This is a genomic window from Methanosarcina sp. WWM596, assembly GCF_000969965.1.
Lineage (GTDB): Archaea > Halobacteriota > Methanosarcinia > Methanosarcinales > Methanosarcinaceae > Methanosarcina.
The window spans coordinates 2,962,937-2,989,319 of sequence record NZ_CP009503.1 but is presented as its reverse complement, the minus strand read 5'-3'; the positions used below and the strand labels follow the sequence as shown (position 1 = coordinate 2,989,319).

24 protein-coding genes and 3 pseudogenes are annotated in these 26,383 nt (G+C 41.2%); 20 read left to right on the top strand and 7 right to left on the bottom strand.

The genetic code is table 11. The features are described from left to right. Window positions 1–281 precede the first annotated feature (281 nt). From MSWHS_RS13195 to MSWHS_RS13185, 3 genes and pseudogenes are all read left to right on the top strand, one after another. The gene (locus MSWHS_RS13195; RefSeq protein ID WP_048129466.1) at window positions 282–1,925 is read left to right on the top strand and encodes a tRNA uridine(34) 5-carboxymethylaminomethyl modification radical SAM/GNAT enzyme Elp3; all 1,644 of its coding nucleotides are present in this window, start codon (window positions 282–284) and stop codon (window positions 1,923–1,925) included. Window positions 1,926–2,323: 398 nt separating this feature from the next. Then, window positions 2,324–2,611: pseudogene (locus tag MSWHS_RS13190) on the top strand (IS110 family transposase); the annotation flags it as partial. A gap of 255 nt (window positions 2,612–2,866) precedes the next feature. Then, window positions 2,867–4,110 (top strand): annotated as a pseudogene (locus tag MSWHS_RS13185) (IS110 family transposase). 506 nt (window positions 4,111–4,616) lie between these two features. Here the strand turns inward: MSWHS_RS13185 and tnpA are convergent. Then, window positions 4,617–5,078, bottom strand: coding sequence for an IS200/IS605 family transposase (tnpA, locus tag MSWHS_RS19500; protein ID WP_082088120.1), 462 nt, complete (start codon window positions 5,076–5,078; stop codon window positions 4,617–4,619). 491 nt (window positions 5,079–5,569) lie between these two features. On the opposite strand from tnpA, the gene MSWHS_RS13175 reads away from it, so the two are divergent. The 3 genes from MSWHS_RS13175 (at window position 5,570) to MSWHS_RS13165 (ending at window position 8,162) form a co-directional block, all read left to right on the top strand. Further along, window positions 5,570–5,965 (top strand): DUF1699 family protein, encoded by a 396-nt coding sequence (locus MSWHS_RS13175; protein ID WP_048130586.1) that lies wholly within the window; start codon window positions 5,570–5,572, stop codon window positions 5,963–5,965. A 255-nt stretch (window positions 5,966–6,220) separates the two neighbouring features. After that, a complete protein-coding gene (locus MSWHS_RS13170) occupies window positions 6,221–6,763 on the top strand; it encodes a hypothetical protein (RefSeq protein WP_048129471.1) in 543 nt (180 codons plus the stop codon). Further along, on the top strand, window positions 6,756–8,162 hold the full coding sequence (locus tag MSWHS_RS13165; protein WP_048129473.1) for a DHHA1 domain-containing protein: 1,407 nt from the start codon (window positions 6,756–6,758) through the stop codon (window positions 8,160–8,162). The genes MSWHS_RS13170 and MSWHS_RS13165 overlap by 8 nt, the downstream gene beginning before the upstream one ends. Before the next feature lie 149 nt (window positions 8,163–8,311). Here MSWHS_RS13165 and nrpRII read toward each other — a convergent pair whose 3' ends face one another. The 3 genes from nrpRII to MSWHS_RS13150 form a co-directional block, all read right to left on the bottom strand. Continuing rightward, window positions 8,312–9,070 carry a global nitrogen regulator NrpRII gene (gene nrpRII, locus MSWHS_RS13160; protein ID WP_048129475.1) on the bottom strand — a complete coding sequence of 253 codons (759 nt, stop codon included), beginning with the start codon at window positions 9,068–9,070 and terminating at the stop codon, window positions 8,312–8,314. Window positions 9,071–9,211: 141 nt separating this feature from the next. Beyond that, window positions 9,212–9,952, bottom strand: a complete 741-nt coding sequence (locus tag MSWHS_RS13155; RefSeq protein ID WP_048129477.1) for a glucose-6-phosphate isomerase family protein — start codon at window positions 9,950–9,952, stop codon at window positions 9,212–9,214. A 216-nt stretch (window positions 9,953–10,168) separates the two neighbouring features. Then, window positions 10,169–10,918, bottom strand: coding sequence for a ribonuclease H-like domain-containing protein (locus MSWHS_RS13150; RefSeq protein ID WP_048129479.1), 750 nt, complete (start codon window positions 10,916–10,918; stop codon window positions 10,169–10,171). Between the two features lie 475 nt (window positions 10,919–11,393). On the opposite strand from MSWHS_RS13150, the gene mdh reads away from it, so the two are divergent. From mdh to MSWHS_RS13120, 7 genes are all read left to right on the top strand, one after another. Next, on the top strand, window positions 11,394–12,317 hold the full coding sequence (gene mdh / locus MSWHS_RS13145) for a malate dehydrogenase (protein WP_048129481.1): 924 nt from the start codon (window positions 11,394–11,396) through the stop codon (window positions 12,315–12,317). Between the two features lie 147 nt (window positions 12,318–12,464). After that, window positions 12,465–12,722: a PRC-barrel domain-containing protein gene (locus tag MSWHS_RS13140; protein WP_048129484.1), complete on the top strand. Its 258-nt coding sequence runs from the start codon at window positions 12,465–12,467 to the stop codon at window positions 12,720–12,722. A 20-nt stretch (window positions 12,723–12,742) separates the two neighbouring features. Continuing rightward, a complete protein-coding gene (locus MSWHS_RS13135) occupies window positions 12,743–13,474 on the top strand; it encodes a tRNA(His) guanylyltransferase Thg1 family protein (protein ID WP_048129486.1) in 732 nt (243 codons plus the stop codon). A gap of 38 nt (window positions 13,475–13,512) precedes the next feature. Continuing rightward, window positions 13,513–14,466: a tyrosine--tRNA ligase gene (locus tag MSWHS_RS13130; protein WP_048129488.1), complete on the top strand. Its 954-nt coding sequence runs from the start codon at window positions 13,513–13,515 to the stop codon at window positions 14,464–14,466. 176 nt (window positions 14,467–14,642) lie between these two features. Continuing rightward, a complete protein-coding gene (locus tag MSWHS_RS13125) occupies window positions 14,643–15,815 on the top strand; it encodes a hypothetical protein (RefSeq protein ID WP_048129490.1) in 1,173 nt (390 codons plus the stop codon). A 505-nt stretch (window positions 15,816–16,320) separates the two neighbouring features. Continuing rightward, window positions 16,321–16,455, top strand: a complete 135-nt coding sequence (locus tag MSWHS_RS22055) for a hypothetical protein (protein WP_255353686.1) — start codon at window positions 16,321–16,323, stop codon at window positions 16,453–16,455. A 226-nt stretch (window positions 16,456–16,681) separates the two neighbouring features. Further along, on the top strand, window positions 16,682–18,922 hold the full coding sequence (locus MSWHS_RS13120) for a CARDB domain-containing protein (protein ID WP_231585444.1): 2,241 nt from the start codon (window positions 16,682–16,684) through the stop codon (window positions 18,920–18,922). Window positions 18,923–18,993: 71 nt separating this feature from the next. On the opposite strand, the gene MSWHS_RS13115 is transcribed toward MSWHS_RS13120, so the two are convergent. Next, complete coding sequence (locus MSWHS_RS13115) at window positions 18,994–19,350, bottom strand: DUF5518 domain-containing protein (protein ID WP_048129493.1); 357 nt, start codon at window positions 19,348–19,350, stop codon at window positions 18,994–18,996. A gap of 206 nt (window positions 19,351–19,556) precedes the next feature. Continuing rightward, window positions 19,557–19,745 (bottom strand): SemiSWEET family transporter, encoded by a 189-nt coding sequence (locus MSWHS_RS21720; protein ID WP_231585443.1) that lies wholly within the window; start codon window positions 19,743–19,745, stop codon window positions 19,557–19,559. A 220-nt stretch (window positions 19,746–19,965) separates the two neighbouring features. Here MSWHS_RS21720 and MSWHS_RS13105 point away from each other — a divergent pair, with 220 nt between their 5' ends. From MSWHS_RS13105 to MSWHS_RS13085, 5 genes are all read left to right on the top strand, one after another. Next, window positions 19,966–20,385, top strand: coding sequence for an HIT family protein (locus MSWHS_RS13105; RefSeq protein WP_048129497.1), 420 nt, complete (start codon window positions 19,966–19,968; stop codon window positions 20,383–20,385). 211 nt (window positions 20,386–20,596) lie between these two features. Beyond that, window positions 20,597–20,824 (top strand): sulfurtransferase TusA family protein, encoded by a 228-nt coding sequence (locus tag MSWHS_RS13100; RefSeq protein WP_048129499.1) that lies wholly within the window; start codon window positions 20,597–20,599, stop codon window positions 20,822–20,824. A 19-nt stretch (window positions 20,825–20,843) separates the two neighbouring features. Then, window positions 20,844–21,263, top strand: a complete 420-nt coding sequence (locus tag MSWHS_RS13095) for a DsrE/DsrF/DrsH-like family protein (protein ID WP_048129501.1) — start codon at window positions 20,844–20,846, stop codon at window positions 21,261–21,263. 149 nt (window positions 21,264–21,412) lie between these two features. Beyond that, window positions 21,413–22,567 carry a cysteine desulfurase family protein gene (locus tag MSWHS_RS13090; RefSeq protein WP_048159167.1) on the top strand — a complete coding sequence of 385 codons (1,155 nt, stop codon included), beginning with the start codon at window positions 21,413–21,415 and terminating at the stop codon, window positions 22,565–22,567. Between the two features lie 67 nt (window positions 22,568–22,634). After that, complete coding sequence (locus tag MSWHS_RS13085; RefSeq protein ID WP_048130587.1) at window positions 22,635–23,297, top strand: iron-sulfur cluster assembly scaffold protein; 663 nt, start codon at window positions 22,635–22,637, stop codon at window positions 23,295–23,297. A gap of 134 nt (window positions 23,298–23,431) precedes the next feature. On the opposite strand, the pseudogene MSWHS_RS22410 reads toward MSWHS_RS13085, so the two are convergent. After that, window positions 23,432–23,941 (bottom strand): annotated as a pseudogene (locus MSWHS_RS22410) (cation diffusion facilitator family transporter). A 1,082-nt stretch (window positions 23,942–25,023) separates the two neighbouring features. Between MSWHS_RS22410 and MSWHS_RS21040 the strand changes: the two are divergent. Together MSWHS_RS21040 and MSWHS_RS13075 are read left to right on the top strand one after the other, a co-directional pair. Then, window positions 25,024–25,161: a hypothetical protein gene (locus tag MSWHS_RS21040; protein ID WP_197073936.1), complete on the top strand. Its 138-nt coding sequence runs from the start codon at window positions 25,024–25,026 to the stop codon at window positions 25,159–25,161. Window positions 25,162–25,565: 404 nt separating this feature from the next. After that, window positions 25,566–26,303 (top strand): class I SAM-dependent methyltransferase, encoded by a 738-nt coding sequence (locus MSWHS_RS13075; protein ID WP_082088161.1) that lies wholly within the window; start codon window positions 25,566–25,568, stop codon window positions 26,301–26,303. The last annotated feature ends 80 nt before the right edge of the window (window positions 26,304–26,383 follow it).

Here is a 26,383-nt window from a genome sequence, read left to right as displayed (position 1 = left end):
ACCTGTGGATGGTTACAGAAGAAATTGAGTACTAATTAATACAATACAAAAGGAAAAATTCAAACAACGATCTTAGCATAAAGATCGAAAATACCTTTTTTTAAAGAAATGAAACAGCAGGTTTCAGATGAAGCAAGTTTATTGAGAATTCAGACTACGAGAATTTAAAGAATCCGACATAAGGGAACTCCATACTTAGAGATAAGTCTCAAACCACTTTCATCTGAAACTGCTGCCAAAAGAAATAGCCGGAAATAAATGCCGGAAAGACGGAATTTAAAATGAAGGAAGCTGATTATAAAAGAGCCTGCCGGAGTGTCCTTGAAAAGACACTTGCCGGCGAAATAAAAGACGAAGTCCAGTTGAACAAAGTAAAAAAAGATGTGAGTAAGCTATATCATCTTGCCAGCCTGCCCAGAAATGGAGATATCATTATGCAGGGTACACCTGAGGAGCAGGCTATAATAAAAGAGTTCCTCAGGCGAAAACCCGTACGGACAATTTCCGGAGTTGCGGTAATTGCTGTAATGACCTCTCCTGCCCCATGCCCTCATGGAGTTTGCCTGCCCTGCCCGGGAGGTCCCAATTCAGCATTTAAATCTCCTCAGAGCTACATGGGAAGAGAACCTGCAGCAATGAGAGCCATTCGACACGAGTTTGACCCTTACGCCCAGGTCCAGTCCAGGCTATCTCAGCTAAAGGAGATAGGCCATGATGTAGAGAAAGTGGAGCTGATAGTTATGGGAGGCACATTTTCAGCGCGCAGCCTCGACTATCAGGAATGGTTTAGCAAACGCTGCCTGGAAGCGATGAACGATTTCACAGGCACCGAATGGAGAGAAAATGCCTGGAGGATCGGAAAATCCACCCCTTACATTCCACTTGAAGAAGTTCAAAAAGCCAACGAAACAGCTGAAATCCGAAACGTGGGCATAACATTCGAAACACGTCCAGACTGGGCAGAAGAAGAACATGTGGACGAATTCCTTAGGCTTGGAGGGACAAAGGTTGAGCTTGGAGTCCAGAGTGTTTATGACTTTGTCTTAACCAGAATGCAGAGAGGACATGGAATTGCAGAAATTGTCAGAGCTAACCGGGTTTTAAGAGACAGCGCCTTTAAGGTAGGTTTCCACATGATGCCTCACCTCCCGGGAGCAGATTCTGAACTCGACCTGAGAGGATTTAAGAAACTCTTTGAAGATCCGCGTTTCATGCCGGATTACCTCAAAATTTATCCAACCCTTGTGACTGAAGGCACAGCTCTGCACAGGATGTGGGAAGCCGGAGAATATCAGGCACTTTCAGACGAAGAGGCTGCAGAGCTTGTTGCAGACATAAAGGCTGTCCTGCCTAAATGGGTAAGACTTCAGCGCATCCAGCGAGACATTCCAGCCAATCAAATCTTAGCAGGCGTCAGAAAGAGTAACTTGAGGCAGCTTGCAGAAGAAAAACTCCGGAAAAAAGGAGGAAAATGCCACTGTATACGCTGCAGGGAAGTTGGGCACAACAGCCTGAAAGGAAAAAGGATGAATGAGAAAGATATCGAGCTTACTGTGGAAACTTACGAAGCCTGTAATGGCACAGAACATTTCATTGCTTTTGAAGACCTTTCGGCAGATGTCCTTATAGGTTTTACACGTTTGCGCTTCCCGGCTGTCCCCCACCGCCAGGAACTGCAAGATTCCGCCCTAATAAGAGAACTACATGTTTACGGCTCCATGGTACCCGTAGGAAAAGGGGCAAAACAAAAGGAATGGCAGCACAGGGGCTATGGAACAGAACTCCTTGAGCACGCTGAAAAAACTGCATATGAATCCGGCTACGAAAAACTTGCAATAATCAGTGGAATAGGTGCCAGGGAATACTACAAAAAACTCGGGTATACTCTCGACGGAGCCTATATGTCAAAAACTCTGAAAAACTAAAAAAGAGCTCTCATCCACTTATATGCCTTAAACTGAATATTCCAACCCGAAATTTTATCCTACATTCCGCAGTATTTTTTTGAAAATCAATATTTATTCCGATAGCGTTTTTCAAAAATTCTCAATTAATATACCCAAACTGAAATTTGAATAAAAACACACATGAAATTCTTCGAATAACATGCCCAAATAAATGAAAGTCCTTTTCACTTACCTTTTTTGTATATTAACTCCATCATTCTCTTAGGACAGGAAAGTTGTCTTTTATTTGGCTCTTCGAAGCCGTAGAAAAACTAACCATTGAATTGCCCTCGAAGGCTCAAATGTGACTTTGATCACGGATGCCAAATTGCCTTTTAGGTAATTCTACTGTCCTATAAATGATGGAGTAATGTAAATTGGCAGGAGAAATAAACAAATCTTGCGGTTTAGATATCCACAAAAGTTTTTTGATTGCTACTATCCTCAGCAGATCCGGTGAAAAACAGCAACAGCGTATCAAGAGAGACGATGATGGAATTTTAAGCCTTAGAAATTGGGTTACATCAGAAAAATGTGACGTTGTTGCATGTGAATCAACAAGTGACTTTTGGGTCCCTATTCATGATTCATTGATAAAACATCTGCCTTTTATAGTTGGAAATGCTCGCGACATGAAAGCATTTACACATAAAAAGACAGATAAAACGCATATGAAATTCTTCGAATAACAGGCACAAAGAAATGAAAGTACTTTTTTTCCTTACCTTTTTTACCTATCAACCTCATCATTCTCTTAGGCAGTAAGGTTGTACTTATTTTGGTTCTTCGAAGCCGTGATAAAACTAACCAGTGAATTGCCATCGAAGGCTCAAATGTGACTTTGATCACGGATGCTAAATTGGCCTTTGAGGCAATTCTACTGCCCAAATTAATTTGGTGATCTAATTTGGTGATCTAAATTGGTTGAAGTCATTAACAAAGCTTGTGGTTTAGACATTCACAAACTCTTTTTCATTGCTACAATCCTCAGTAGATCTGGTGAAAAACAACAACAATATTTCTATAGAACCCCTGACGAAATTTTAGCTTTTAAAAACTGGGTTATATCAGAGAAATGTGACGTTGTTGCCTGTGAATCAACGAGTGACTTTTGGGTTCCGATTTATGATGCGTTGATAAAACATCTACCTGTTATAGTTGGAAATGCCCGAGATATGAAGGCGTTTACACACAAAAAAACAGATAAGATCGATTCCGAATTCATCGCACAACTTGCATTGAATAATATGGTTCAACCATCAAGAGTTTTCCCAAAAAACCATAGAACATTTCGTTCATGTATCCGGCTTCGCCATAACCTTGTACAAAAAAGAACAGATATAAAAAATGAAGCTCACGCCATACTCGCACCTGAAATGTTTAATCTGAAGAATGTGCTAACAGATATTTTTGGTAAGAGTGGTAGAACAATTTTAGCAGGAATTTGTTCAGGTAAAAGCGTTGACCAGATTATTGCAAGCCTTTCCCCAAATGTTCGTAAAAAAAGTGATCAGATAAGGGAAATTCTGGACAGAGAAATCTCTCAGGGTGCTGCATTCAGGCTTCAGATCTGTCTGGATATCATAAAGCATCTTGACAATGAAATAAAAATTTTGGAAAAAGAAATTTTCAATTATGCGTATAGAAATCATAAGCAAGAAATGGAAATTTTGATGTCTGTTCCAGGAATAGGGGAACTTGGAGCGGCAACTCTTATTGCTGAAATAGTGATTTCAAAGATTTTTCTTCAGGGGAGAAGCTTGCTTCATGGCTTGGACTGGTTCCAAATGTGTACCAATCTGCAGATAAATACCACAATGGAAGGATCACTAAGAGAGGATCAAAGGTAGCAAGGTGGATTCTAATACAGATTGCTCAAGCAGCAGCAAGAACAAAAAATAGCAAGTTAAAAGAGTTTTTTAACAGAAAAAAGAAGTCAATTGGACATGCAAAGGCGATTGTTGCCCTGGCAAGGAAAATTGCAACGATAATATGGCACCTTATCACAAATGATGAGATGTACGAAGATGAAACGGGATATATCAAGGGAGAAGTTCAAAGGAGGAAGATTGTTGAGACCGAGATATTTTCGGTTGATGAACGTATCTCAATAATTAGTGAAATATTCGCAATTGTTGAAAAAAAGAAACCTGACATTAAGTGAAGGCGAAGTATCCTCACGTCCACATTCCGGACCCTGGCTTCTATTTAACAGGACAAAAATGCTATATTTGCTTCCAACATAATCAGAAATTCTGAATGAGGGTCCGGAGTGTGAAATCAGAGGTACTTTCATGCCAAATATTAAATAGTATGGTACATTATCGTATATCATCTTCACTAATTATACAAAATGTTTACACCCAATAAATAAAATACCAAATTTTGGTTCCGTAAAAAATGCTCTTCAAGATTCAGGAAAAGAGCTTATCACTTAAAGATAAACTTGCAAAAAGGTAAACCTGCAAAAGATGAATTTTAAAACCTGAGAAAGAAAAAAAAACAGAATGCGCAAAACGTACTTTTATTAAGGGAATTGGCTTTAGGAATAAATTTTTTAGTAAAAAATATAAGTAAAAAAACATTCATAAAAAAATCAAATTGCGTGCGGCCACCCCAACCTAAAGGATGGGGTATGCTGATGGGCCGCCCGCCCGGTTATTCTGGTACTTAGAAATCGTCAATTTTCCGTTGCCTAGACTTTAATCTATATGATTGAACCTCTGTTTTCGGTTTTCCCTGCGACTCCTTAATGTAGTGCTTGATTGTGTCAGCGGTTACATTTCCAACGGATCGATAGAATTTACCACTTGACCATAGACTTCCACCCCAATATCGTGTTCTCAGTTCAGGATGAAGCTTGAACAATCTGTAAGAACTACCTCCTTTCAAGTATTGAACCACCTCTGATAGAGAGGTGCTTGGGTGGAATTCCAGGAACAGGTGAACATGATTATCTACAACTTCCAGAGCATGGATTTTGTAGCCTTTCTCTGTGCAAATATTGTGGAATATAGACTCGCAATCCTTTTTAACTCGTTTATTGTAGAATATCTTGTATCGATACTTAGGCACCAACACGATGTGGTAGGTAATCTGACCATAGCCATGGCTAAAACTGCGCAATTCCAACGCTTATCACATCCTAGCCATAGGTAGCTGGAACCACCTGTGGCTATGGTGTCAAAAAACCTCATTTTACAAAAAAACGATGATTGATACAGTTTAAGCGAATACAAAACAGCCAGCGAGGGTTCACTTCATCCCCGACCTGAAGGTCAGGGTATTCGTGACCCTCTGCACTCCCATAGTAATAAATATTATGAGACCTTAACATAAAAAAAACGTAATATATCAGATTCAAAAGCCCACTCAGGTTTTGAATTTAAAAAATAAAAACGAACTTTTAATTAAACCAAAAAAAACCCTGAATTAAACCTAAGAAACCCTGAATTAAACCTAAGAAACCCTGAATTAAACCTAAGAAACCCTGAATTAAACCTAAGAAACCCTGAATTAAACCTAAGAAACCCTAAAAAACCTAAAACAAACTCAAAATTAAACCTAAGAAACCCTAAAAAACCTAAAACAAACTCTAAAAACCTGGAAGAACGGTGATAAAAATGAAAATTAGAGTTGTAAGCTCAAAAGAAGAAATAGACACTTTAAAACTCAATGAGGAAATTATCCATCTAGCATTCAGACCGTCCAACAAGGATATATTTAAACTCATTCTAAAGTGTCCAGAAGTAAAAGCGATCCACATCCCGAGCTCATACAAGAGAACAATTTCCAGTTCTGCACAGATGTATCTTTCTATGCAGAACATTGCTTTGCTTGAGGGCGATGTGTGGGGTCACAGAAAAGACATTAACGAATATTCCGAAGTTTCCCAGCATGTATTTGACCGTATAAGGGAACTAAAAGAAGAAGGTCTTTCCGATGAAGACACTATAGAAAGACTTGTGAGGGAAACAAGGCTCAGTCCGGACTTTGTAACCTTTATCATATCGAATTGAAATAAAGTTATAAATAAGCCGATCAGAATCCTGATCGGCGTTTATTCTCCGGCAAAATTCCCTGCTTAACTTTTTTTAAATAGCTAGAGACAGGTCCTGAAGCAACCGTCATAAGTTTTATATCTGATTCAGGAAAAAATTATCAGAAAATATGTCTCCTGGAATTAATGAATAAGGGTTCCAGTCACCAGCAAGCTTTTAAAGGGAACTATCCTTCTGGATAAAAATTTATTTTAGAACAGGAGAAAGAATTTTATGACCGAGTTCGAACATGTGCTTGTAAACTCATTTAACGCATACATCGAGGAAAAAGGCATAAGAGCTATCTCCTATCGGCTTAAGCAGCACAGGTTTACTTCCCAGTTCCTTGACGTGCTTGTAGATTCCCTTGACCCTGACCTGTACCTGGGGATCGAATGTAAAAGCATCTCTGTGGAGAAAGGAGCAAATGCACTTTATTTTTCCCAGCATTTTACCGTAGACAAAAAAGGTATCCATCAAATAGACAGAATTTCAGATTACCTGAATAGATCGGGGAGGAGGGGATTTCTTGCAGTGGAGCTTCGCCTGGGGACAGGGCGCGAAAGGGAAGCGTATATGGTCCCCTGGGAAGAGCTGGAGAAGAGTTATCATACAAAAAATCTTAAACTCACAATACAGGAAATCCGAAATTTCCCGGAAATCAAAAGGGATGGAAAAGATTACACTATAAACCCAAAAGAATGGAAAAGAAAAAATCGCTGGGAAAAAGATAGTTTAACTGATGCAGCAGAGGATCTCGGAGAGAGTAATGACTGAAATGATGGAAGCATTTAGAAAAGAAGCAGGCAGGTGTGCCGAAGAGATTACAAAACACAGGTCAGTGCACGTAGTATCTCATATCGATGCGGACGGGTTGACTTCTGCAGGTATTATCTGCACAACTCTTGAACGGAGAAATATAGAATATACAGCGCGTTTTGTAAAGCAACTCGATGAAAAAGTCCTTGACACTATCGCAAATGAAAACCCTGAGTTTGTAGTTTTTACGGACCTCGGAAGTGGAATGTGCGAACATATAAAATCCCGCGGGATCAATGCTGTTGTTTCAGACCACCACCAGCCTCAGGGAACTCTGGATTTTCACCTCAACCCGCACCTTTTTGGGGCAAACGGGTCTTACGAACTGAGCGGTTCGGGAACAACTTACCTTCTGGCTTCAGCCCTCGGAAAGAACATAGACCTTTCCCCACTTGCCATAGTAGGGGCTGTAGGGGATATGCAGCACCTGAAAATGGGGCAACTTGTAGGGATTAACAGGGAAATTCTGGAGGAAGGAGTAAAGGGGAAGCACCTGGAATTCAAAAAAGACCTGACTCTGTTCGGAAAACAGACCCGTCCAATCTACAAACTTCTGCAGTACTCTTCTGACCCTTACCTTCCCGGACTTACAGGAAATGAAGAAGCTTGTATAGAATTCCTTCACTCCTTGAATATTCGCTACAGCCATAACGAACGCTGGAGACGCTGGATAGACCTTGAGATTTCGGAAAAACAAAAAATTGTCTCAGGGCTTTTCCAGTACTGCCTTAAATCAGGGATACCGGCATACAGAATCGAACGCCTGATAGGCGAGGTGTATGTCCTTCTCAATGAAAGGGAAGGTACAGAAATGAGAGATGCATCAGAGTTTTCCACTCTTCTCAATGCTACTGCCCGATACGACCATGCTGACATCGGGCTTGCAGTCTGCATGGGAGACAGGGAAAACGCCTACGAAAACGCCAAAAAACTGCTTGCTGAACACAGGCAAAACCTTGTTAACGGACTAATATACGTAAAAGAGAATGGTGTTACCCAGCTCGATAACATCCAGTACTTTGATGCAGGTTCACAGATAAAGGAAACCATTGTAGGAATAATTGCAGGCATGAGTTCCACAATAGTTGAAAACAGAAATCTCCCGATTATTGCCTTTGCAAACACAGAGGGAGGAATTAAGGTCTCAGCAAGAGGGACGCAGGACCTGATCCGCAAAGGAGTAAACCTATCTGAAGCAATGTCAATTGTCTCGGCAGAAGTCGGCGGTGCAGGCGGAGGGCATGATATTGCTGCAGGGGCAACTATTCCTGAGAACGCAAAAGAAGAATTTGCCCGAAAACTTGACCTTTTCATAGGAGGACAGATTCGACGAAAGACAAATTCAAAGCTCAGGTAATAAAGAGCAGGAGGTAATGAGGAGGTAATAAAGAACAGGAGGTAATGAGGAGGTAATAAAGAACAGGAGGTAATGAGGAGGTAATGAAGAGCAGGAGGTAATGAGGAGGTAATAAAGAACAGGAGTTTCTGGGCTGAGGAAAGCAGCCTTCAGACAAGATCTTCAATCCGACTCATTTCTTTAAAAGAAATTAACCTTGACATTGCACTTGTGTCTATAGGAATTCCATACTCCTGCACAACAGCCATCGGATTTGTTCCTCCAATAACGACTATTCCAAGGTGGTCTCTCTCAATAGGGACATCCAGAACCCTTGTGTTCGGTTCCCCTACCTCCAGAATTCCACTGAAGCCTGCATCCAGAAGGTCTGAAAGGCTGCTTTCGATCGCATCTCGTGCAACCATGGGAGCTTCCCTAAGGTTTGCGAGAACCTTTCCTGAACCTGTCCTGAGCATTTCAGATACGGAAGTGATTCCCTGAGACATCAGGACTTCCAGGGGATCTACAGTTGTACTTACATATGTCAGCACATCTGTAAAACGTACAGGGATCCCGTTTCGGATCTGGACAATCCCTCCAAGCTTCGGATTTACAGGAATTCCTGCTTTTAGCAGTACTCCATCAATAGTTATGCTGCAAACCGTCCCGACCCCTACTTTTCCTTTTTCAATGGTCAGGTTTCCGATTGATTCCCCTTCGGAAATTACTTTTACGTAAGGGGTCACGGAAAGCCCGCTTGAGATTACCATCTTGAAGATCCCGAGCACATCGTCCAGGTCTTTTTTATCGATAAGCGAGAGATTAAGTATGACGTCTCCATCCATTTTCTTCGGATCAAATGTAGTCCTGTACATGAGATCTCTGATTTTGGATGATGTAAACTGAATACGGTATCCATTTTTGTGCATTTCAACCCTCTAGTAATTGAAAGTATTTATACCTATTATAAGTTGTGTAAAAGATAAAAACTAAGGTTTCTCGGAGAAGTCTTCGGGAAGAAATGTATTCGAATGTGAGATCATATACATCATGAAAAACTCAAATCCTTTTCACAACACTCCCACTAAGAAGCCCATAAAGTCCTGAGGAGCCGTTAAGAATCTTAGTTTGTCAACTCTGTGCACAAGATCATACATGTACTCTCCGGAATCAAGCCCCAGTTCATCAAAGCTCAGTGGTTTAACATAACGAATGGGCGGGATATCCCTGTAAAGGGGGTTTTTGGCAAATCCATCATTAAGAAGGAAATAGGCAGCTCCAGAGAGTCTTTTTACAGGCTCATAGACTGAAGAGAAATCACGGCAAACCCAGTTTGCCATCTCAAGAGTCTTTTCTGAAGCGTTTATTGTTACATGCCCGTACCCGGGTGGGACAAGCACCATATCTCCTTTTTCTGCTTTGACTACGACCACATCCAGAACAATGTCCTCTTCTCCAGGCTCCACTTTCTGCAACAAATAAATAGCAGAGCCTTCAAGCACCTGGTAAATTTCAGGATAGGATACATCTGTCCCGGGAACATGAGGATGGTAGTGACCTACGGTTTTAATGTATTCCAACCCAAGCATTCCGGGAGGGATTCTTGTAATGTCATACCTGAGATGGTGGGATTTAATGGTCTCAAGATCAGCATCACTTTTGGCAAGATCCCTGAACATATAATACATGTCCTTATTTCTTTCATCTACCCTTTCAAACCATTCCCTGTCAAACACCACATCTTCCATGTCGTGGAGTTTTCTTACATCCGCTACAGTGACTTTATCCCCAAATTTCAGTGTTACTGCCATTGAATTCCCCTTTCTTTTAGAGCATACAGATAACGTTCAATACCACAGAGAGCCTATTCAATTACATACAAGATTTTGCCATAAAAGCTAGCAGTGAATCAGTAAGGCCAAAATCCAGAACAGCAATATGAGTGCATAATTTATTAACTGACAATATATACTTATTGCTGACATTTCTACTTTTTGGCGACACGCTGATAGGAAGATTACACTGTTTCACGTCTTCAAAGCTTTTTCAACCATTTTAGGGTAAGTAAGTTCAATAATAGTTTTCAGATTTACTATATCCTCCCGGTTATATTTAAGAAGCAGGTCCAGCGCTTCCCTGTCACCCTTCTCATACTGTCTCCAGAGCCGGACCGCATCAAATCCGTCCATTCCAATCGTATCCTCACTTCTGCAGATTCCAAGCAGCTTTTCGATATTTTTGAGACCCCCACTGTACCCGATACGCCTGAGTGGATACATCAGGTCGATATGGAGCTGCTTGAATTCTATTTCGGGAAATTCGGATTTTATGAAAGGAATATCAAAGCGGGCTCCGTTAAAAGATACAAGAAGCCTGTATTTTGAGAATTCCTCCACAATATCACCAAGATTAATCCCCCTTACATACATTTTGGACTCATTTCCGTCATAGATTCCAACAACTGTTATCCTATCCCTGCTGGGGGAAAGCCCTGTGGTTTCGATATCAAAGAAAGCGACAGAATCTGAAAACAAAGAATAAGCCCTCCAGTGTTCCGCAGAAGGCAGACGCTGTGAAAAAAAGAAGCAGTCTCTTTCATCCAGATGCTTAGAAGATATTTTTATTTCGTCGCATATTCTGGTTTTCCTTAAAGAAGGAATTGAGATACTATCTTCCATTTCCAGGAACTCGTCCCAGGTATTTATTCCTGAAGCCCAGATTTTCTGCTCGAGGGCTTTTCCAACGCCCGGAATGTGAATATATGTGTTCTTTAGCATTTTTCCCCTGAACCATTGGAGGTGATCTTTAATAAAAATACTGCATGAGGACTGAAAGTGATATAGAACACAGAAAGTTGATTTTACAAACTGTGAAACATGCAATAAACGATCAGAAGAGGTAAACTGCTCGCTAAACAGATCTTAATCCGGGAAAATTATTTTTGACATATATTTAAGAGTCAACCTTGCTGTGAGGAATCGTTTCGGATTCAAACCGACAAGATTAATATACTTTGAAAGTAATAATAAAAGTACTTTTTAATTCTTTGCGGGGGCAAAATATAAAGAGAGCTTATAAAGTTCAACTTAATAAGATTGGGGAAAAAACACAGGTAGGGATTTCTAAAAAGCCAAAAAAATAAATACCAAGATATAGTTACCACCAGACCAATTAGAAATTCAGGATCGAGTTTTAAAGGCAGGAATTAGGAAAGCATCCTGCAAATAAATCTTTGATACAGGTGTGCAAGTAATGTCTAAAATTTCCGTAATTGGTGCAGGAAATGTAGGTGCGACAACAGTCCAGCGGCTGGCCGAACTGGAACCTGGCGAAGTTGTCATGATAGATATTGTGGAAGGGCTACCACAGGGAAAAGCCCTTGACCTCATGCAGGCAGGGGCAATAAATGGGTACGATACACAAGTAACAGGTACTAACGATTATGCTGACATTGCAGACTCTGACCTTGTGATAATTACAGCCGGGATTGCAAGAAAACCCGGAATGAACAGGGAAGACCTTACAAAAACCAATTCAAAAATAATAGGAGAGGTCTCCCGAAATATTGCAAAGTATGCTCCAAATTCTATTGTAATAAACGTCACAAACCCACTTGACATTATAACATATGTAGCTATGAAAGCAACGGGCTTTGAACCAAAAAAGGTCTTCGGGATGAGCGGAGTTCTTGATGCAGGTCGTTTTGCAAGCTTTATAGCAGAAGAACTAAAGTGTTCGAAAAAGGATGTTGAGGCAATGGTTATAGGAGGCCACGGAGACCTTATGGTTCCCCTCCCCCAGTATACAACAGTGTCGGGAGTTCCGCTTCCAGAACTACTTCCGGAAGAGACAATTGCCAGGCTTGTAGAAAGGACAGTGAATGGAGGAGCCGAAATAGTAGGGCTTCTCAAACAGGGCAGTGCCTTTTATTCCCCGTCTGCGGCCATTGTGTGTATGGCAGAAACCGTGCTTAAAGATTCAAAACGCATTCTTCCGGCGTCTGCATATCTTGAAGGGCAGTATGGCCAGGAAGGAATTTACTTCGGTGTGCCCGTAAAACTGGGAGCAAACGGGATAGAAGAAATCCTGGAACTCAAACTTGACGAAAGCCAGTATGAGACACTCAAAAACTCCTCAGAAACAATAAGAAGGGAAATCTCTCAGCTGGAGATATAAAAATCTGGAAATATATTCTTTATAGGGAAAAGAGGCTGGTAAAACTGTAAGATATATAAGTATGTTTTTCATATAAGGTAGAGGAAGAGATTTAAATAAATTTAGGATGCATATATAACTTAAATTAATTAATAGAGCAGGGATATAATGCGCGCAGAACTCACATCACTCTTTGGCCTAAACATATACACAAACAATGGTGTTTATGTAGGGAAGTTGCAGGACCTTGTAATTGATGTAGAGGAACAGAAAGTTACAGGACTTGCTGTTTCGGACATTAACAGGGAACTTTTTGATCTTAGCAGCAGAGGTATTATTATTCCCTACCGGTGGGTTATAACAGCAGCAGATATTATCATAATCAGAGACGTAATCCAGAGATACAAAAAGAGGAAAGAAGACTGAATGGTCTTTAGAAAAGGTATATGAAAACCCGGGAAATCTATGCTGAAATGCGCTGTATCCCGCCAGTGGTCTTGCGCGCTGACGGCAGGAATTTCAAAAATACACTTTCAGGCCTGGGCTTTGAGAAACCCTACGATAAAACCTTCGCCAGAGCGATGGCGGACACTGCCGAACTATTTATTAAAAAAAGTGGTTTAAGCCCTCTTTTTGCCTATACTTTTTCAGATGAAATCAGCTTTCTGTTCACAGACCTTCCTTTTGACGGTAGAGTGGAAAAAATTGACACTGTTGTGGCGAGCTTTCTAGGAAGTGCTCTTACGATAAAACTGCGGCTTGAAGAACCCATAGCTTTTGATTCCAGACTGGTGGCTCTTCAAAAAGAAGAAATCCCAGAGTACTTTCACTGGAGGCAACTGGAAGCCTGGCGCAACTTTGTGGCAGCCTGGGGTTACTATACCCTCAGGAACAAAGGCGCAGGGAAAAATGAAGCTGCAAAGTGTCTGAGAGGAAAAAAGGAATGGGAAATCCACGAGATGCTTTTTGAGAGAGGAATCAATCTTGCGGCACTTCCTGCCTGGCAGAGGAGAGGCATCATTATCTCAAAAGAAGAATGGGAAATCCAGGGATTTAATCCGGAATCTGGCAAAGAGGAAAAATCCCTGCGAAGAAAAATAACCCAGAACTGGGAAATCCCGAAATTCAAATCCGAAGAAGGGATACCGTTTTTAGAGAAACTTATTAATAGAAAATGAGTTTTTCAGAATAAGAAAATAAAAGGAATGTAGACGCAATGGACAGACTTGAGCTTATAAGAAGAAATGTTCAGGAAATTGTAACCGAAGAAGAACTGGAAGGACTCCTAAACAATAAAGAAGCTCCCCGTGCTTATGTAGGATACGAACCGAGCGGAAAAATCCATATGGGGCACGTCCTTACCGTAAACAAGTTAATAGATTTGCAAAAAGCAGGGTTCAAGATCACTGTCCTGCTTGCAGATGTACACGCTTATCTGAACAGGAAAGGCACTCTGGAAGAAGTCCGGAAGATTGCAGACTACAACAGGCGCTGCTTTATCGCTCTCGGGCTTGATGAAATACAAACTGATTTCGTTTACGGGTCAGACTTCCAGCTGGGAGCCGAGTACATGTTAAATGTGCTCAAACTTTCAAGAACAGTCACCCTTAACAGGGCAAAGAGGAGTATGGACGAAGTCGGGCGTGCAATGGATGACCCGACGGTTTCCCAGATGGTATATCCTCTGATGCAGGCTGTTGACATTGCCATGCTTAGGGTGGATGTGGCGGTTGGAGGGATTGACCAGAGAAAAATCCATATGCTTGCCCGCGAAAATTTAAAGAACCTCGGATTTGAAACACCGATTTGTATTCATACTCCTATTCTCCTTGGGCTTGACGGAACCAAGATGGCTTCTTCAAAGGAGAATTTTATTTCAGTAGATGATACGAAAGAAGAGATCTACAGGAAGTTTAAGAAAGCTTTCTGCAAGATAGGAGACGTAGAAGAAAACCCGATTCTTGCTCTTTTCCGCTATCATATCATCCCAAGATACGAGACAGTTGTTATTGAAAGACCTGAAAAATTCGGTGGAAACCTCACATACCACAGTTATGCTGAGATGGAAAGTGAATTTATAGAAGAAAAAGTCCACCCAATGGACCTTAAAAATGCAGCTGCAAAATATATAAATGAGATTCTGGACCCTGTCCGAAAAGTTCTTATCTGAATTCCGGAAGGGAAAATCCCTTCCGGGAAACTTTAGAAAAATCCGGAATGAATGTACATTCTTACGGGGAGAATACAACATTATAAAGTAGCATACAAAGATACTGGATAAAATGTTATATAGCTATAAGGCATAGAATATTTTAAGAGTTAGTTCAGATATCCAGGGTGCTTTTTATGAAATATATTTACCAGGACTCCACGGAACTGCCGGTACAGAGGGATTTCATTGAAGATCTAAAATCATTCATAGACATAACTGCCCGAGTAATCCCTCTGGAAAATTCCATAATAGAACTCAAGTGCAAAAATAAAGAAGCGCTCCATGAATTGAACAACAGAATTACTGGAATGAATATTTTTGAAGAGAAACTCAACTCACTGATAAAGAAATTGGTAAATGACATAGGTACTGAGGATTTAATACCCTGTGCTGACGCAATCCTGATCACCTGCAGTGAAAATCTCGGGCGAAAGTATGAAATTCTAGAAATTGAGTCCAAAAAAATAGAGAGTGAGGCTGCGCATGAATATCAAAAAATTGAGAGTAAGGTCCTTGAAGTTCTCACTCCATTTTTTATTTCAGGAATATATGGAGCAGAAAAAAGATTTGAGCTTTCCAGCAGTATAAATGGAGTTTCAGGGGGAATGGAAGGTGAGTTCTCAGGCCTGAAATACTATTATAGACTCTGGTTTACAGAAGAGCCTCTGACAGTAGAGAGGCTTATTGGTAGCTTTAGCCTGCCAGGATGGACAAAGACAGGAATCCTGCGAAAAGAAGAGAAAATAAAAATGCAGGACCTCTCCGAGTTTCTCGTAAGTTCCCTTGAATATGACAGCGAGAAAAATATCCGTCTTATTTTTGAAAATAAAAAAGCAAACCGGAAGTTCAGGATCGAAGGCGGTGGGCTCAAGTACTTCGTATATGAAGATGAAAGGGAGATTACTGCTGACAAAGAGCTTGGAGCATTTATAGATATGGAAGTCCTTGCCAAAATTCCGGAGAAGGTCCAGAGGTATCTCCGGGAAAATCTCCGAACCTATACCCTTTCAAAGGTCCTGCTTGACGAAGAGGATGCAGTACCTACAAACCAGATTTTTGACTGCCTGAAAGTGATTGCCGAACAGTACGGTGTGATCGTCCATGAATGTTTGGCAAAAGGGCATAATAAAGAAGAAATTACCATCAAAATGGAAGAAGCTGACGGGACAAGAACCGAGAAGTATATCTCAAAAACTGAAATGTACACCCGTCTTTCCGACGTAGGAAGCGAAGGCGTTGAAATCGCTGAAATCCTCGGTGTGGACAGCAGGGCTCAGATTAAGGACAGAAAGTACCTGATCGCCTAAGTTAGTTATATTAGTATATTTCTTTTTTTATATTGTTTAATATATGTTGTGCATGCATGTTATATAAACTAATTTATTATAGATCGGTTAGTTATAAACTAATTTTTTATAGATCAGTTAATTATAAATTAATTTTTTATAAATCAATTAATTATAAATTAATTCATTATAAATCTATTTTTTAGACTTTTTCCACTCCTTTTATCACCCGTAGATATTTAGAGTACAACTCATGAGCTGGAACAGCTGGAGTAATGAAAAATAAAAAGGTATCCACTATGAAATTTTGACACTTTTTTTATATATTATAAAGTAGATACAATCGAGTCACAAGGGAAATCTTCCGGCGATTATTTATGAAAAATAAAATAAAAAAAGATAGATAAATAGATAATATGTCAGGTTTGTTTCTGCAAGAGTACAAAGAATAGAACCTCAAGAAGGCTGGCACTCGAACTACTTTGACAGAGAGAACCCTGAGCAATAGAAGAGGTTTTTTTACTTAATGCTGCAGGGACCAGGCAGAGAGCAAAACTCTCAGGAAAAAATGCTTGAAACAGTTATTCCTCCGGATGGCAAAGTTAGTGGAGGAAAAAAGAATAGAGAATGTAGAGCCTTAAATATGAAGCAAGAGAAGTAATGTATTGTACAAAGTAACCTTCGGGAAAGGTATAAATATTCGGGATCAGGAATTGTCCGAAAAATTTAGTCCGAGTAAAAATTAGAAGCTTAATTTCGACGAATTATATAGCTACTTGTCAATAAGCTACTTATGTACCTTAATTTCGATGAATTAGATATTGTCATAAGTTACTAATGTACCAGAAATTTCTGTTCATAGACTTGTGGGGCGGAGGCTAATAAAAATGAAAGTAAGTTATTTTTATTCTTTGATCTATGTGTTGATAATAACGCTGTTAATTCCGGGGATTATGCCGGTTGTGGTTGTTGCAGCTGAGGACATACCTTCCGAAGATGACGGAAATTCAACTTTTTTACTGCCTGACCTGGTGATTGAGGAGGTATCCTGGAACCCTACAACTCCAGAAGTTGGGACAGAGGTAACCATCTCAGCAATGGTAAAAAACCAGGGAGATGCAACTTCAGGAGCAACAAATCTGGTTTTTTACAGCAATGGGAATAAGATAGGAGAAAGCTCAGTCCCCGAAATAGAAGCTGGAAACAGTGAAGAAATATCGTATTTATGGACCCCAGAAACTGAAAGTGCAGTGGAAATAAGTGCAGAGGTGGACGAAGAAGATTCGGTGGAAGAAAGCAATGAGGATAACAATATCAAAACAGAGGGACATATAACTTTCAAAAAGAACAAATCCCCGGACCTGATAATAGACATTCTTGACTATCCTGAGAACCCCGAACCAGGCAAGCATCAGAGCATACGGATAAGTGTAAAGAACCAGGGGACAGCAGCAGCTTCAGAAACGACGAAACTGGTTCTCTACATTGACGGAAGCTCTGTTAAAGAATGGGATGTACCCAGGTTATTCAGGAAAGAAAGCAGCTATACCTCATATACATGGATTCCGACATCCCAGGGAACTGTAGAGATCAGGGCAGTTGTTGATGAAGAAAACCTGTTAGCTGAGAGTAACGAAGAGAACAACGAAAAAACAGCCACCGTAACAGTAGCAGAAGAATTTCTTCCGGACCTGATCATTGAAGACATTGTGCCTGAATCGGATGAAGGGGAAGTAGGAAAGACCCTGAACCTCACCATGAAAGTAAAAAACCAGGGCACGGTCCCCTCTGAGGAAACGAAGGCAAAATATTATATTAATGGAACCTCCCCCACACAAGATGACATCCAGATTCCAGCTATTTCGGAAGGAGAAGAGACAGATGTTATATTTTCTCTGGTCCCGGATAGAGAAGGACAAATGGAATTAAGAGTACTTATTGACTCCGGAACAGATGTTTATGAGAGTAATGAAAATAACAATGAATTCACAAAAATTATAGACGTGAAAACCATATTTCCGGACCTTATAATAGAGTCCCTTTCTTTAAACCCGGCAGCCCCCAGGATAGGAGACGACATTACTTTTACAGTATCAATAAAGAATAACGGGCTCAGCGACTCGGCAAGCAGCGAGCTAAAATATTATATAAACGGGATAAATGGAACTCAGGATGGAAAAGTATCGATACCTGAAATTGCAGTAGGGGAAACCACAACTGGTATTTTTCACTGGGCTCCTGAAGTAGAAGGAAACGTAGACGTGAGACTGGTAGCAGACTCCGAAAATACCATACGCGAAGACGACGAAACGAACAATGAACTGACCAGGACCGTAAGTATCTCCAAACAAACTACTTCCAGCAATGAAGGGAACTCTGGTTCCAGCGGCAGTAGCAGCGGCAGTAGCAGCGGCAGCGGCAGTAGCAGTAGTGGAATGGGAAGTGGCGTTTCCAAAGAGCCAGCCAGGAATGTAGAGGTCAAAGAGCTTGCTACAAGGAACATCATGAGCGGCTATCATGTCAAATATGATTTCGTGCAAAAAGTCACATGTATCACGTATATCGAGTTTGACCCGAAGAAGAATTTTAAGAAAACGACAGCAACCGTAGAAGTTCTCAAGGAAAAATCCATTTTTGTCCAAAACCAGCCGCCAGGAAGGGTATACAGGCAATTAAACATCTGGCTGGGGAATAAAGGAGCAGGAAGTCAAGATTCACTTCAGAATACCTATACGGGGTTCAAAGTTGAGAAGGAATGGATAGAAAACAATAGTGTTAATGAATCCAATGTAACCCTTCTATGGTACGACAGCAAATGGAAGCCTTTAAGCACCGAAAAAACCAGCGAAGACGAAGATTATGTTTATTTCAGGGCAAAAACAACCGCCTTCTCGTGCTTTGCAATAAGTGAATATACGGGAGAAGAAGGAACTGTAGAAACGGAAGAAGGAATACAAGAAACTCTGAGAGGCTGGGATGACGGCGGAAAGGCAATCCTGGACAGCAGTGCGGAAAAAGAAGGCGGCATCACAAAGGACCCTATGAAAGTAGCTAAAATACTTCTTGCTATTTCCCTGCCCCTGTTCATGATCCTTGTAGAGTACTTTGTTCTGAAGAAAAAGATTTGAAAAGATTCTTTTCTTCAACCCCTATTTTTACTATTCAAAAGATACAGATATTTAACACTTAAAAAAGAGTTTCAGACCATTTTTCTACCAGCCAGAAGAGCTCCGACTACAGAGCCGATAATGCCTGTTATCGCGGTATGAGCTACGATGACTACTGTAAATATAAGAGCAGAAGCTGCTACAAATCCTCCAAGAACAGGAGTATCACGTAACACGACTCCAAGGATTCCCCCAAGAAGAAAGCCAGGAATTATCATGAAAATCGTCATCAGGACTCCGGACTTAAGCCCTCCTCCGAAACCTCCGTCTGCATAATAACCAGCCAGTAAACCTCCCAGTAAAGGAGCTACTGAATTTACAAAAGGAATAAAATAAAAAATTAAAGTACAGACCAGACCTATTAATGCACCGCTTATGGTTCTACCCATTGTTTATATCTCCTTTTAAGCAAGTCGAACCAGAAAATAATATAAACATAGGTTAATAATTAATCAAATATATAGTTGAGCCTTCATACTTCAATATAGTTGAGCCTTCATACTTCAATATAGTTAAGCCTTCATACTTCACTTCCAGAGGGAGGTATTTTTATTTTTAGGTCCTCGAATCTTTTTGCTGAACTCGAAAACTAAACCTATACAATCATTTTTAAGCTTGAACCCCGAAGAGATGCAGCCAGTATAGTGGAGACGCTGTTTGCAGCAATTATTGTGGAATCATTTACCTGAATTCCGTAGAGCAGCCAGAGAGTCATGCCAGAAATCGAGCAAAGCAGCATTAGAAGAGATACATCTTTTGTGGATTTTGCAGTCAGAGTTTTCACAAGCTGAAAGGCAAAAGCTATGATTGTAAGAGCACCTGCAATATAACCAATCGTAATAATTTTACGCCCCAGTATTCCGATCCGATGCTAGGAAAAATGTATGTCAGAATAACTTTAGAATAAAGTAAATAAAGTAAATGTCCGTATTGTAATTAAAACTTATTAAAGAGACAGAACCCTGATATAAGTGTACCCTCCTAAACCTTTATGGAGATACCACATGACAGAAAACTGCCTTTTTTGCAAGATAATATCAGGAGAAATCCCTTCATACAGGATATATGAGGATGATGCCGTTTACGCATTTCTTGACATTTACCCGGCAAGCGAGGGGCATACTCTCGTGGCTCCTAAAAAACATTTCAGCAACTTTACGGATATGAATGCAGAAGACATTGCCCTGCTTTTTGAAGCTGCAAGAAAAGTTACGACTGCCGTTGAGAAAGCGTTTTCAGCAGAAGGATCGAACGTAGGCATTAATAATGGGGAAGTGGCAGGACAGGAAGTCCCCCATGTGCATGTACACGTTATTCCAAGGAAAAAAGGGGATGGGGGACGAGGAATAAAATCAATTGTATGGACTGAACCCGACACTACCAATCTAGGAGAAGTTGCAGAGAAGATAAGAAAAGCCCTGTGAGGAAAAAGAAAAACTCTAAGTAAAAAATGATACAGGCAAAAGACAGGCGAATAACCAGAGAGAAGAGACAGCTTCAGGATAATATTATCAATACGAAATGATAATATATTTTTTGGAATATAGTGAATTTAGGGGAAAAAGGCATAGTCATCTTTAGAAAAGTTCCATTTATCTTACTTTAGGGGGTAAGAACATTTAGGGGGTAAGAACAATGACAGAGCTGGAAGTAGACGTCAGGGGGCAGACCTGTCCAGTCCCGCTGGTAGAGTGCAGAAAAGCATTCAAAAAAACCTCTCCGGGAGACCTTGTAATTGTAAAGGGCACACATCCGGCATCAAAAAAAGAGATTCCCATGGCATGTGAGGCGATGGGGTTCAAGGTACTGGAGATTGAAGACAAAGAGGGAGGGAAAGAGTGGGAGATAAAGATCCGGAGATAAGACCGGAAAAGGGGGGAAAATGGGGGAAAAAGCAGTTATTGTCCTGCACAGTGGGGATATGGACAAGGTATACAGTGCGCTTATAATTGCAAACGGAGCCCTGGCAATGGGAATGGAAGCCTCCATATACTTCACCTTCTGGGGGCTCATGCGGCTTAAAAAAGGGGAGCTTGAAAATGGGCCGCTTTCCAAAATGAACATGATGGGCCTGGGCAGGCAGATGATCAAAAAAAGGATGGATAAAGCCAATGTTGTCTCACTTGAGAGACTGATGAGTGATTTCAAGGAACTTGGCGGAAAGATCATAGCCTGTGAGATGACCATGGAGATAATGGGCATAACAAAAGAAGAGCTTCGAACGGAATGGGTGGACGAATGGGGAGCCGTTGGCTCGTATATCCAGGAAGCAAGAGATGCGAACATAACTCTCTTTATCTAATCCTGAAAGGGGAAGCCAGAATTAAAATTTCTGCATTAGTCCAGATCTTCCGGGTTTGCTTCGATATTAAAACCCTAACACGTCCGTTTTGGCTGTAAATCTCACTATGAATTGAATTACCTGAGGAGGGGAAAGAAATATTTGAAAATATGATTTATCTTGACAACGCTGCATGCACCCGGCTTGATGAGAGGGTGCTTGAAGCAATGAAACCTTACTTTTTTGATACTTATGCGGTAGCAACATCTGAGTTTGGCTATTCTATGGGTATCGATGCAAAAGAGGGATTGGAAAATTCCAGGGAAGGTATAGCTTCAAGGCTTGGTGCAGCTTCCGAAGAAATTGTGTTCACTTCAGGGGATACTGAATCAAGCAACATGGCACTTAAAGGAGCAGCCTGGGCCCTTAAGGAAAAGAAAGGCAAGCATATTATCACCTCGAAGATAGAAGATTTTCCAGTCTTAAATACGGCAAAAACCCTCCAGAAGCAGGGCTTTGATGTAACTTTTCTGGATGTGGATGCAGAAGGATTTGCAGACCTTGAAGGGCTAAAAAAAGCAATTACAAAAGAAACCTTCCTTGTTTCGATCCAGCACGCCAATCAGGAAATAGGGACTGCCCAGGATCTTACAGCTATTTCTGAGATATGTGAAGAAAAAGATGTGCTCCTGCATACCGATGCTACCCACAGCTTTACCAGGCTTCCCCTCAATGTGAAGGAATTGCCTGTTGACCTGGTGACGTTGTCAGCCCATACAATTCACGGACCCAGAGGAATAGGGGCACTCTATATCCGGAAAGATACGCCCATAACTAAATTCATGGACGGAGGCTTTCAGGAATTTAACATGAGATCAGGCGTGGAGAATATTCCCGGAGCCGTAGGTTTTGCAACAGCTGTGGAACTTGTAACCGAAGAAGAAAACCGGCGCCTTGCAGCTATGAGGGACCGCATAATCGAAAAAGCCCTTTCCGAGATCACGGATGTAACCCTCAACGGAAGTCAAACGAAACGCCTGCCTCAGAATGCAAACCTGACTTTCCACTATGTTGAAGGAGAGTCCGTAACCCTGCATATGGACATGCGGGGCTTTGCTGTAAGTACTGGTTCTGCCTGTTTTTCCCGCTCCCTTGAAGCCAGCCATGTGATCAGGGGAATCGGAGGGGACCATGAGAGGGCTCACGGCTCGGTGCGTTTTACTTTCGGGCGCTACAACCAGATGGAAGATGCGGATGCGGCTATTGATGCCATGAGTGAAATTGTGGCAAGGCTCAGGGAAATAAGTCCGCTTGCGAAAAAATAAGCCAAAAAAAGAAGAAAAAAGAACACGTAGAAAGGGCAGGAAAAGAAAAGGAAGGGGAGAGAGGAATATGAAAGTCGAAAGGAAAAGTGAGGGTATAAAGTTTCCTTATAACGAAAAAGTGCTGGAGCATTTCAGGAACCCGCATAATGTAGGGAAAATAGAGAATCCTGATGGAAAAGGCCTGGAAGGAAGTCCGGCGTGTGGGGATATGGTCGCCGTATATATTAAAGTCGAACCCGAAACAAAGGTTATTGAAGACGTAAAATTCGAATCTTACGGGTGTGCTTCAAATATTGCTACAGGATCCGTAATCACAGACCTTGCACGGGGAAAAACTCTGGATGAAGCAAAGAAAATAACATGGAAACAGGCTTCTGAAGAACTGGGAGGGCTTCCTCCGATTAAAGCCCACTGCTCCGTACTTGCAGTTGAGGGTCTGCGTGCAGCAATCCGTGACTACGAGGAGAAGCACGGGCTTGTTACCGAAAAAGAGCCTACAACCGAAGAGGTCGTCCAGCGGAGGCTCAAACATGTTATGAATCCACTAACTGGCCTTGACATTATCCGTACAAACCTGATCCTTAAAACGAGTGTTGAAGCTGGAGTTGTCAGGGTGGTTGTTGACCTGCCTGCAGATCACCAGTTTGCTTCGGCAATAAAAGAAGATGTAATGGAAAAACTGGGAGCTTTGTGGGATGTAGAAAGAGTGGACGTAGTGTTTACAGCCTGAATAGGCTCTTCAGAGACACCACGCAGATGAAAACCTTTGTTGGAAAAAGTAAAAACCTGTGCACTAAAAGGAGCTCAGGAAAGAAACCTGAAACCTCTCTAAGGACCTCAGTTGGGATGGGTAGTCGAATCGTGTCAAAGACTATTTTCAGGATGGTTATGGTTATCAGTATTCCGATGATAGTCAATTATCGGGTACCCAAACCAGACTCCTGCTGCTCCTACCAGAACTGCAAGACTTGTAAAACCGTCGACTCTGGCATAGTAGCCGTCGGCAATTAAAGCCGCACTCCCGATTTCCTTCCCGACCTTCATCCGGAACTGGGCTACTACCTCGTTTCCGACTCAACCTATGATCCCGGCAATAGCTACAGCCTGCAAATGCCCTATCGTCTGCGGGTTGAAAAAGCGGTTCACAGACTCATATCCTGCCACGATCGCACTGAAGAGGATGAGGAAAACAATGATCACACCTGCCAGGTCCTCAACCTTGCCATACCCGTAAGAAAAACGTTTGCTCGGCTTTCTCCGAGCCAGGGTAAAAGCAATTGCAAGAGGAATTGCCATTGATGCGTCCCCGAAATAATGGATGGTGTCAGCAAGAAGGGCAACACTGCCTGAGATATAGACAATGAAAATCTGCATGACGGCGGTAATAATCAGCCCGACAAACGACCACTTTACCCATATCCCTTTCTCGGTGGCAAGAATTGAAGGATCTACAGATCCATGGGTGTGACCGTGCCCATAGGAATGTGCCTAGGGATGCTTGTGAGAGTGAGAATGGGAGAGTTTGTGAGAGAGGGAGTGGGGGAAAAGATGCGATTTTAAAAATCTACCGTGTTTATGGCTTTACTCATGAGACTCCTCAGAAGTGATCTTTTTGTAATGCAGGTGAGCGCTGGAATTCTTTATGGACATTTTGCCTCCCCCCATTTTGATTCAGTTCTCTATATTAGACTTGACAATCGTTTTATAAATAGGCATTTATCTTTAAAAAAGAATTTATTATGCACTCAATTAAACCTATTTTATAGAAATAGCATAAAAAGGAGTTTTTTGATTTATACCGCCTACTTTCAGATTGTTGTAAGATACCAAAAAATTGAGTATTTATTACCAGGAAGCGGAACAGTGCCAACATTTCATACCCGGAGCTGACCATGACACAGATTTTTTAGAAACAGCGTTTTCTAAGAAGATTTAGGTTTGATTTTCGGACTCTAAGTTTGATTTTTAAATATAAGAAATTATGAAATTGTGTTATGACATGAACAAATGGGAAAAACATAGTTCGGGAAAGAAAAAATAAAGGGTATATGAGAAGAAGAAAGCAAAGCCACTTCCAGAAGGGAGTAGGGTTCCGAAAAAAAGGAAATTTGATTTTTCCCAACCAAAAAAATGAATTTATATAAAGCCTTATTTTATCTTGCCCGGTCAGGGCTCACAAATCAAGGGCATTCTCATAAATCAAGGGCATTATAACTAAAAACAGATTGTCTGAACTCGTTATCCTCAGAACTAAGACATGTTATCCAAATCCGTACCCTTACGTAGTTTTCGAGTTTTAATTAAAGTGGATAGAAATTAATCCACTATCCTGCAAAGCGAACATGCCTGAAATCAGCTGGCGCTTATCCCGGGAACTGTGCAACCCCGGGAGATATCCAGCAGGATAGAAAAAGGACAAATGCATAAAACCGAAAGGTGAAACAGGGAGGAATAAGATGATTCAAGCTAATGCAATAGCTAGAAAACCGGAGATCATGTGGGATCTCAATATAAGCAAAGACGGGAAATCCTACGAGGAAAATTTCATGCTCTTGTTTCCCAGATACGTAAGTGCCATAAATGAAGAAGAGTGAAAATATAAGAGTGTAAGTTTTTACTTTTAAAAAGAGCTCAAAAGAACAGAACCAGTTTTCAAAATCAAATATAAATATTGCTCGAGGGAGATTCTCTCGGGCAAACCTCCATTATCCTGCAATAATTAGAAATGGGATTACCCATGAAAACCTGAGAAATTTAACTTTTTTTACAGGGAAATCGAACCAGCATTTAGTCCGGAATAACTCAGTCCTTTTTTCTGTCCGGAAAATTAATCTTTTTTAGTTCAGAATAACCTGCCCTCTCTGATTCAGAATGATTCAACCTTCCTATAAATCAGGAAAACTTCCACAATTCAGAATGAATTAACTTCCTGATTCGTTTTCTTCCCACTGGATAAAATAGACAGTTATATAAAAAGTAGGAGTATAAAACAGTACTAATGCAGGTTGAAAGGGGAGTTAACAGGAAGGAAGTGTATGAGATGAAGAAGGAAGCTACAGGTAGTGAAAAAGTAGATAACGTCATGGAAAAAGAGATCCTTAACAGGCAGCAGCCTCACTGGGAAAAAGTATTTTCAAACACTTGCTCGAGGTTTGGGGACGAGGCAAGTTATCCGGCCCGAAAAACTGCAGCCATTTTAGAAAAGGAAGGGAAAACGAAAATTCTGGAACTTGGAGGGGGCCAGGGGAGAGATACCTGTTTCTTTGCCAGCAGAGGTTTTTCAGTCCATTCTCTTGACTATACTGAAAGCGGGCCAAAAATGATAAAAGAAAAAGCCGAAGAAGCAGGATTAGGGAAATATGTTACAGCCCTCAGGCACGATGTAAGAAATTCTCTTCCCTTTGAAGCCGGGACATTCGATGCGTGCTATTCCCATATGCTTTACTGCATGGCCCTTACAACAGATGAACTGGAGTTCCTCTGCAGTGAGATCAAAAGGGTGCTCAAACCAGGCGGAATAAATATCTATACAGCCAGGCACACCGGAGATGCCCATTACGGGACAGGAAAGCACCGGGGAGAGGACATGTACGAAATTACAGGCGGCTTTATAGTGCATTTTTTCAGCAGAGAAAAAGTTAAGCACCTTGCAAAAGGATACGAGAGCTTCGAGCTGGAAACATTTGAAGAAGGCGGGCTCCCAAGAAAACTGTATATGGTAACAATGCAAAAATAAGGAAAAATATATTGCGGCTGCACTTAGCGGGGTTACCGACATCGTCAGAAGAGAAGGATATTTCAGAAGATAATGCTATA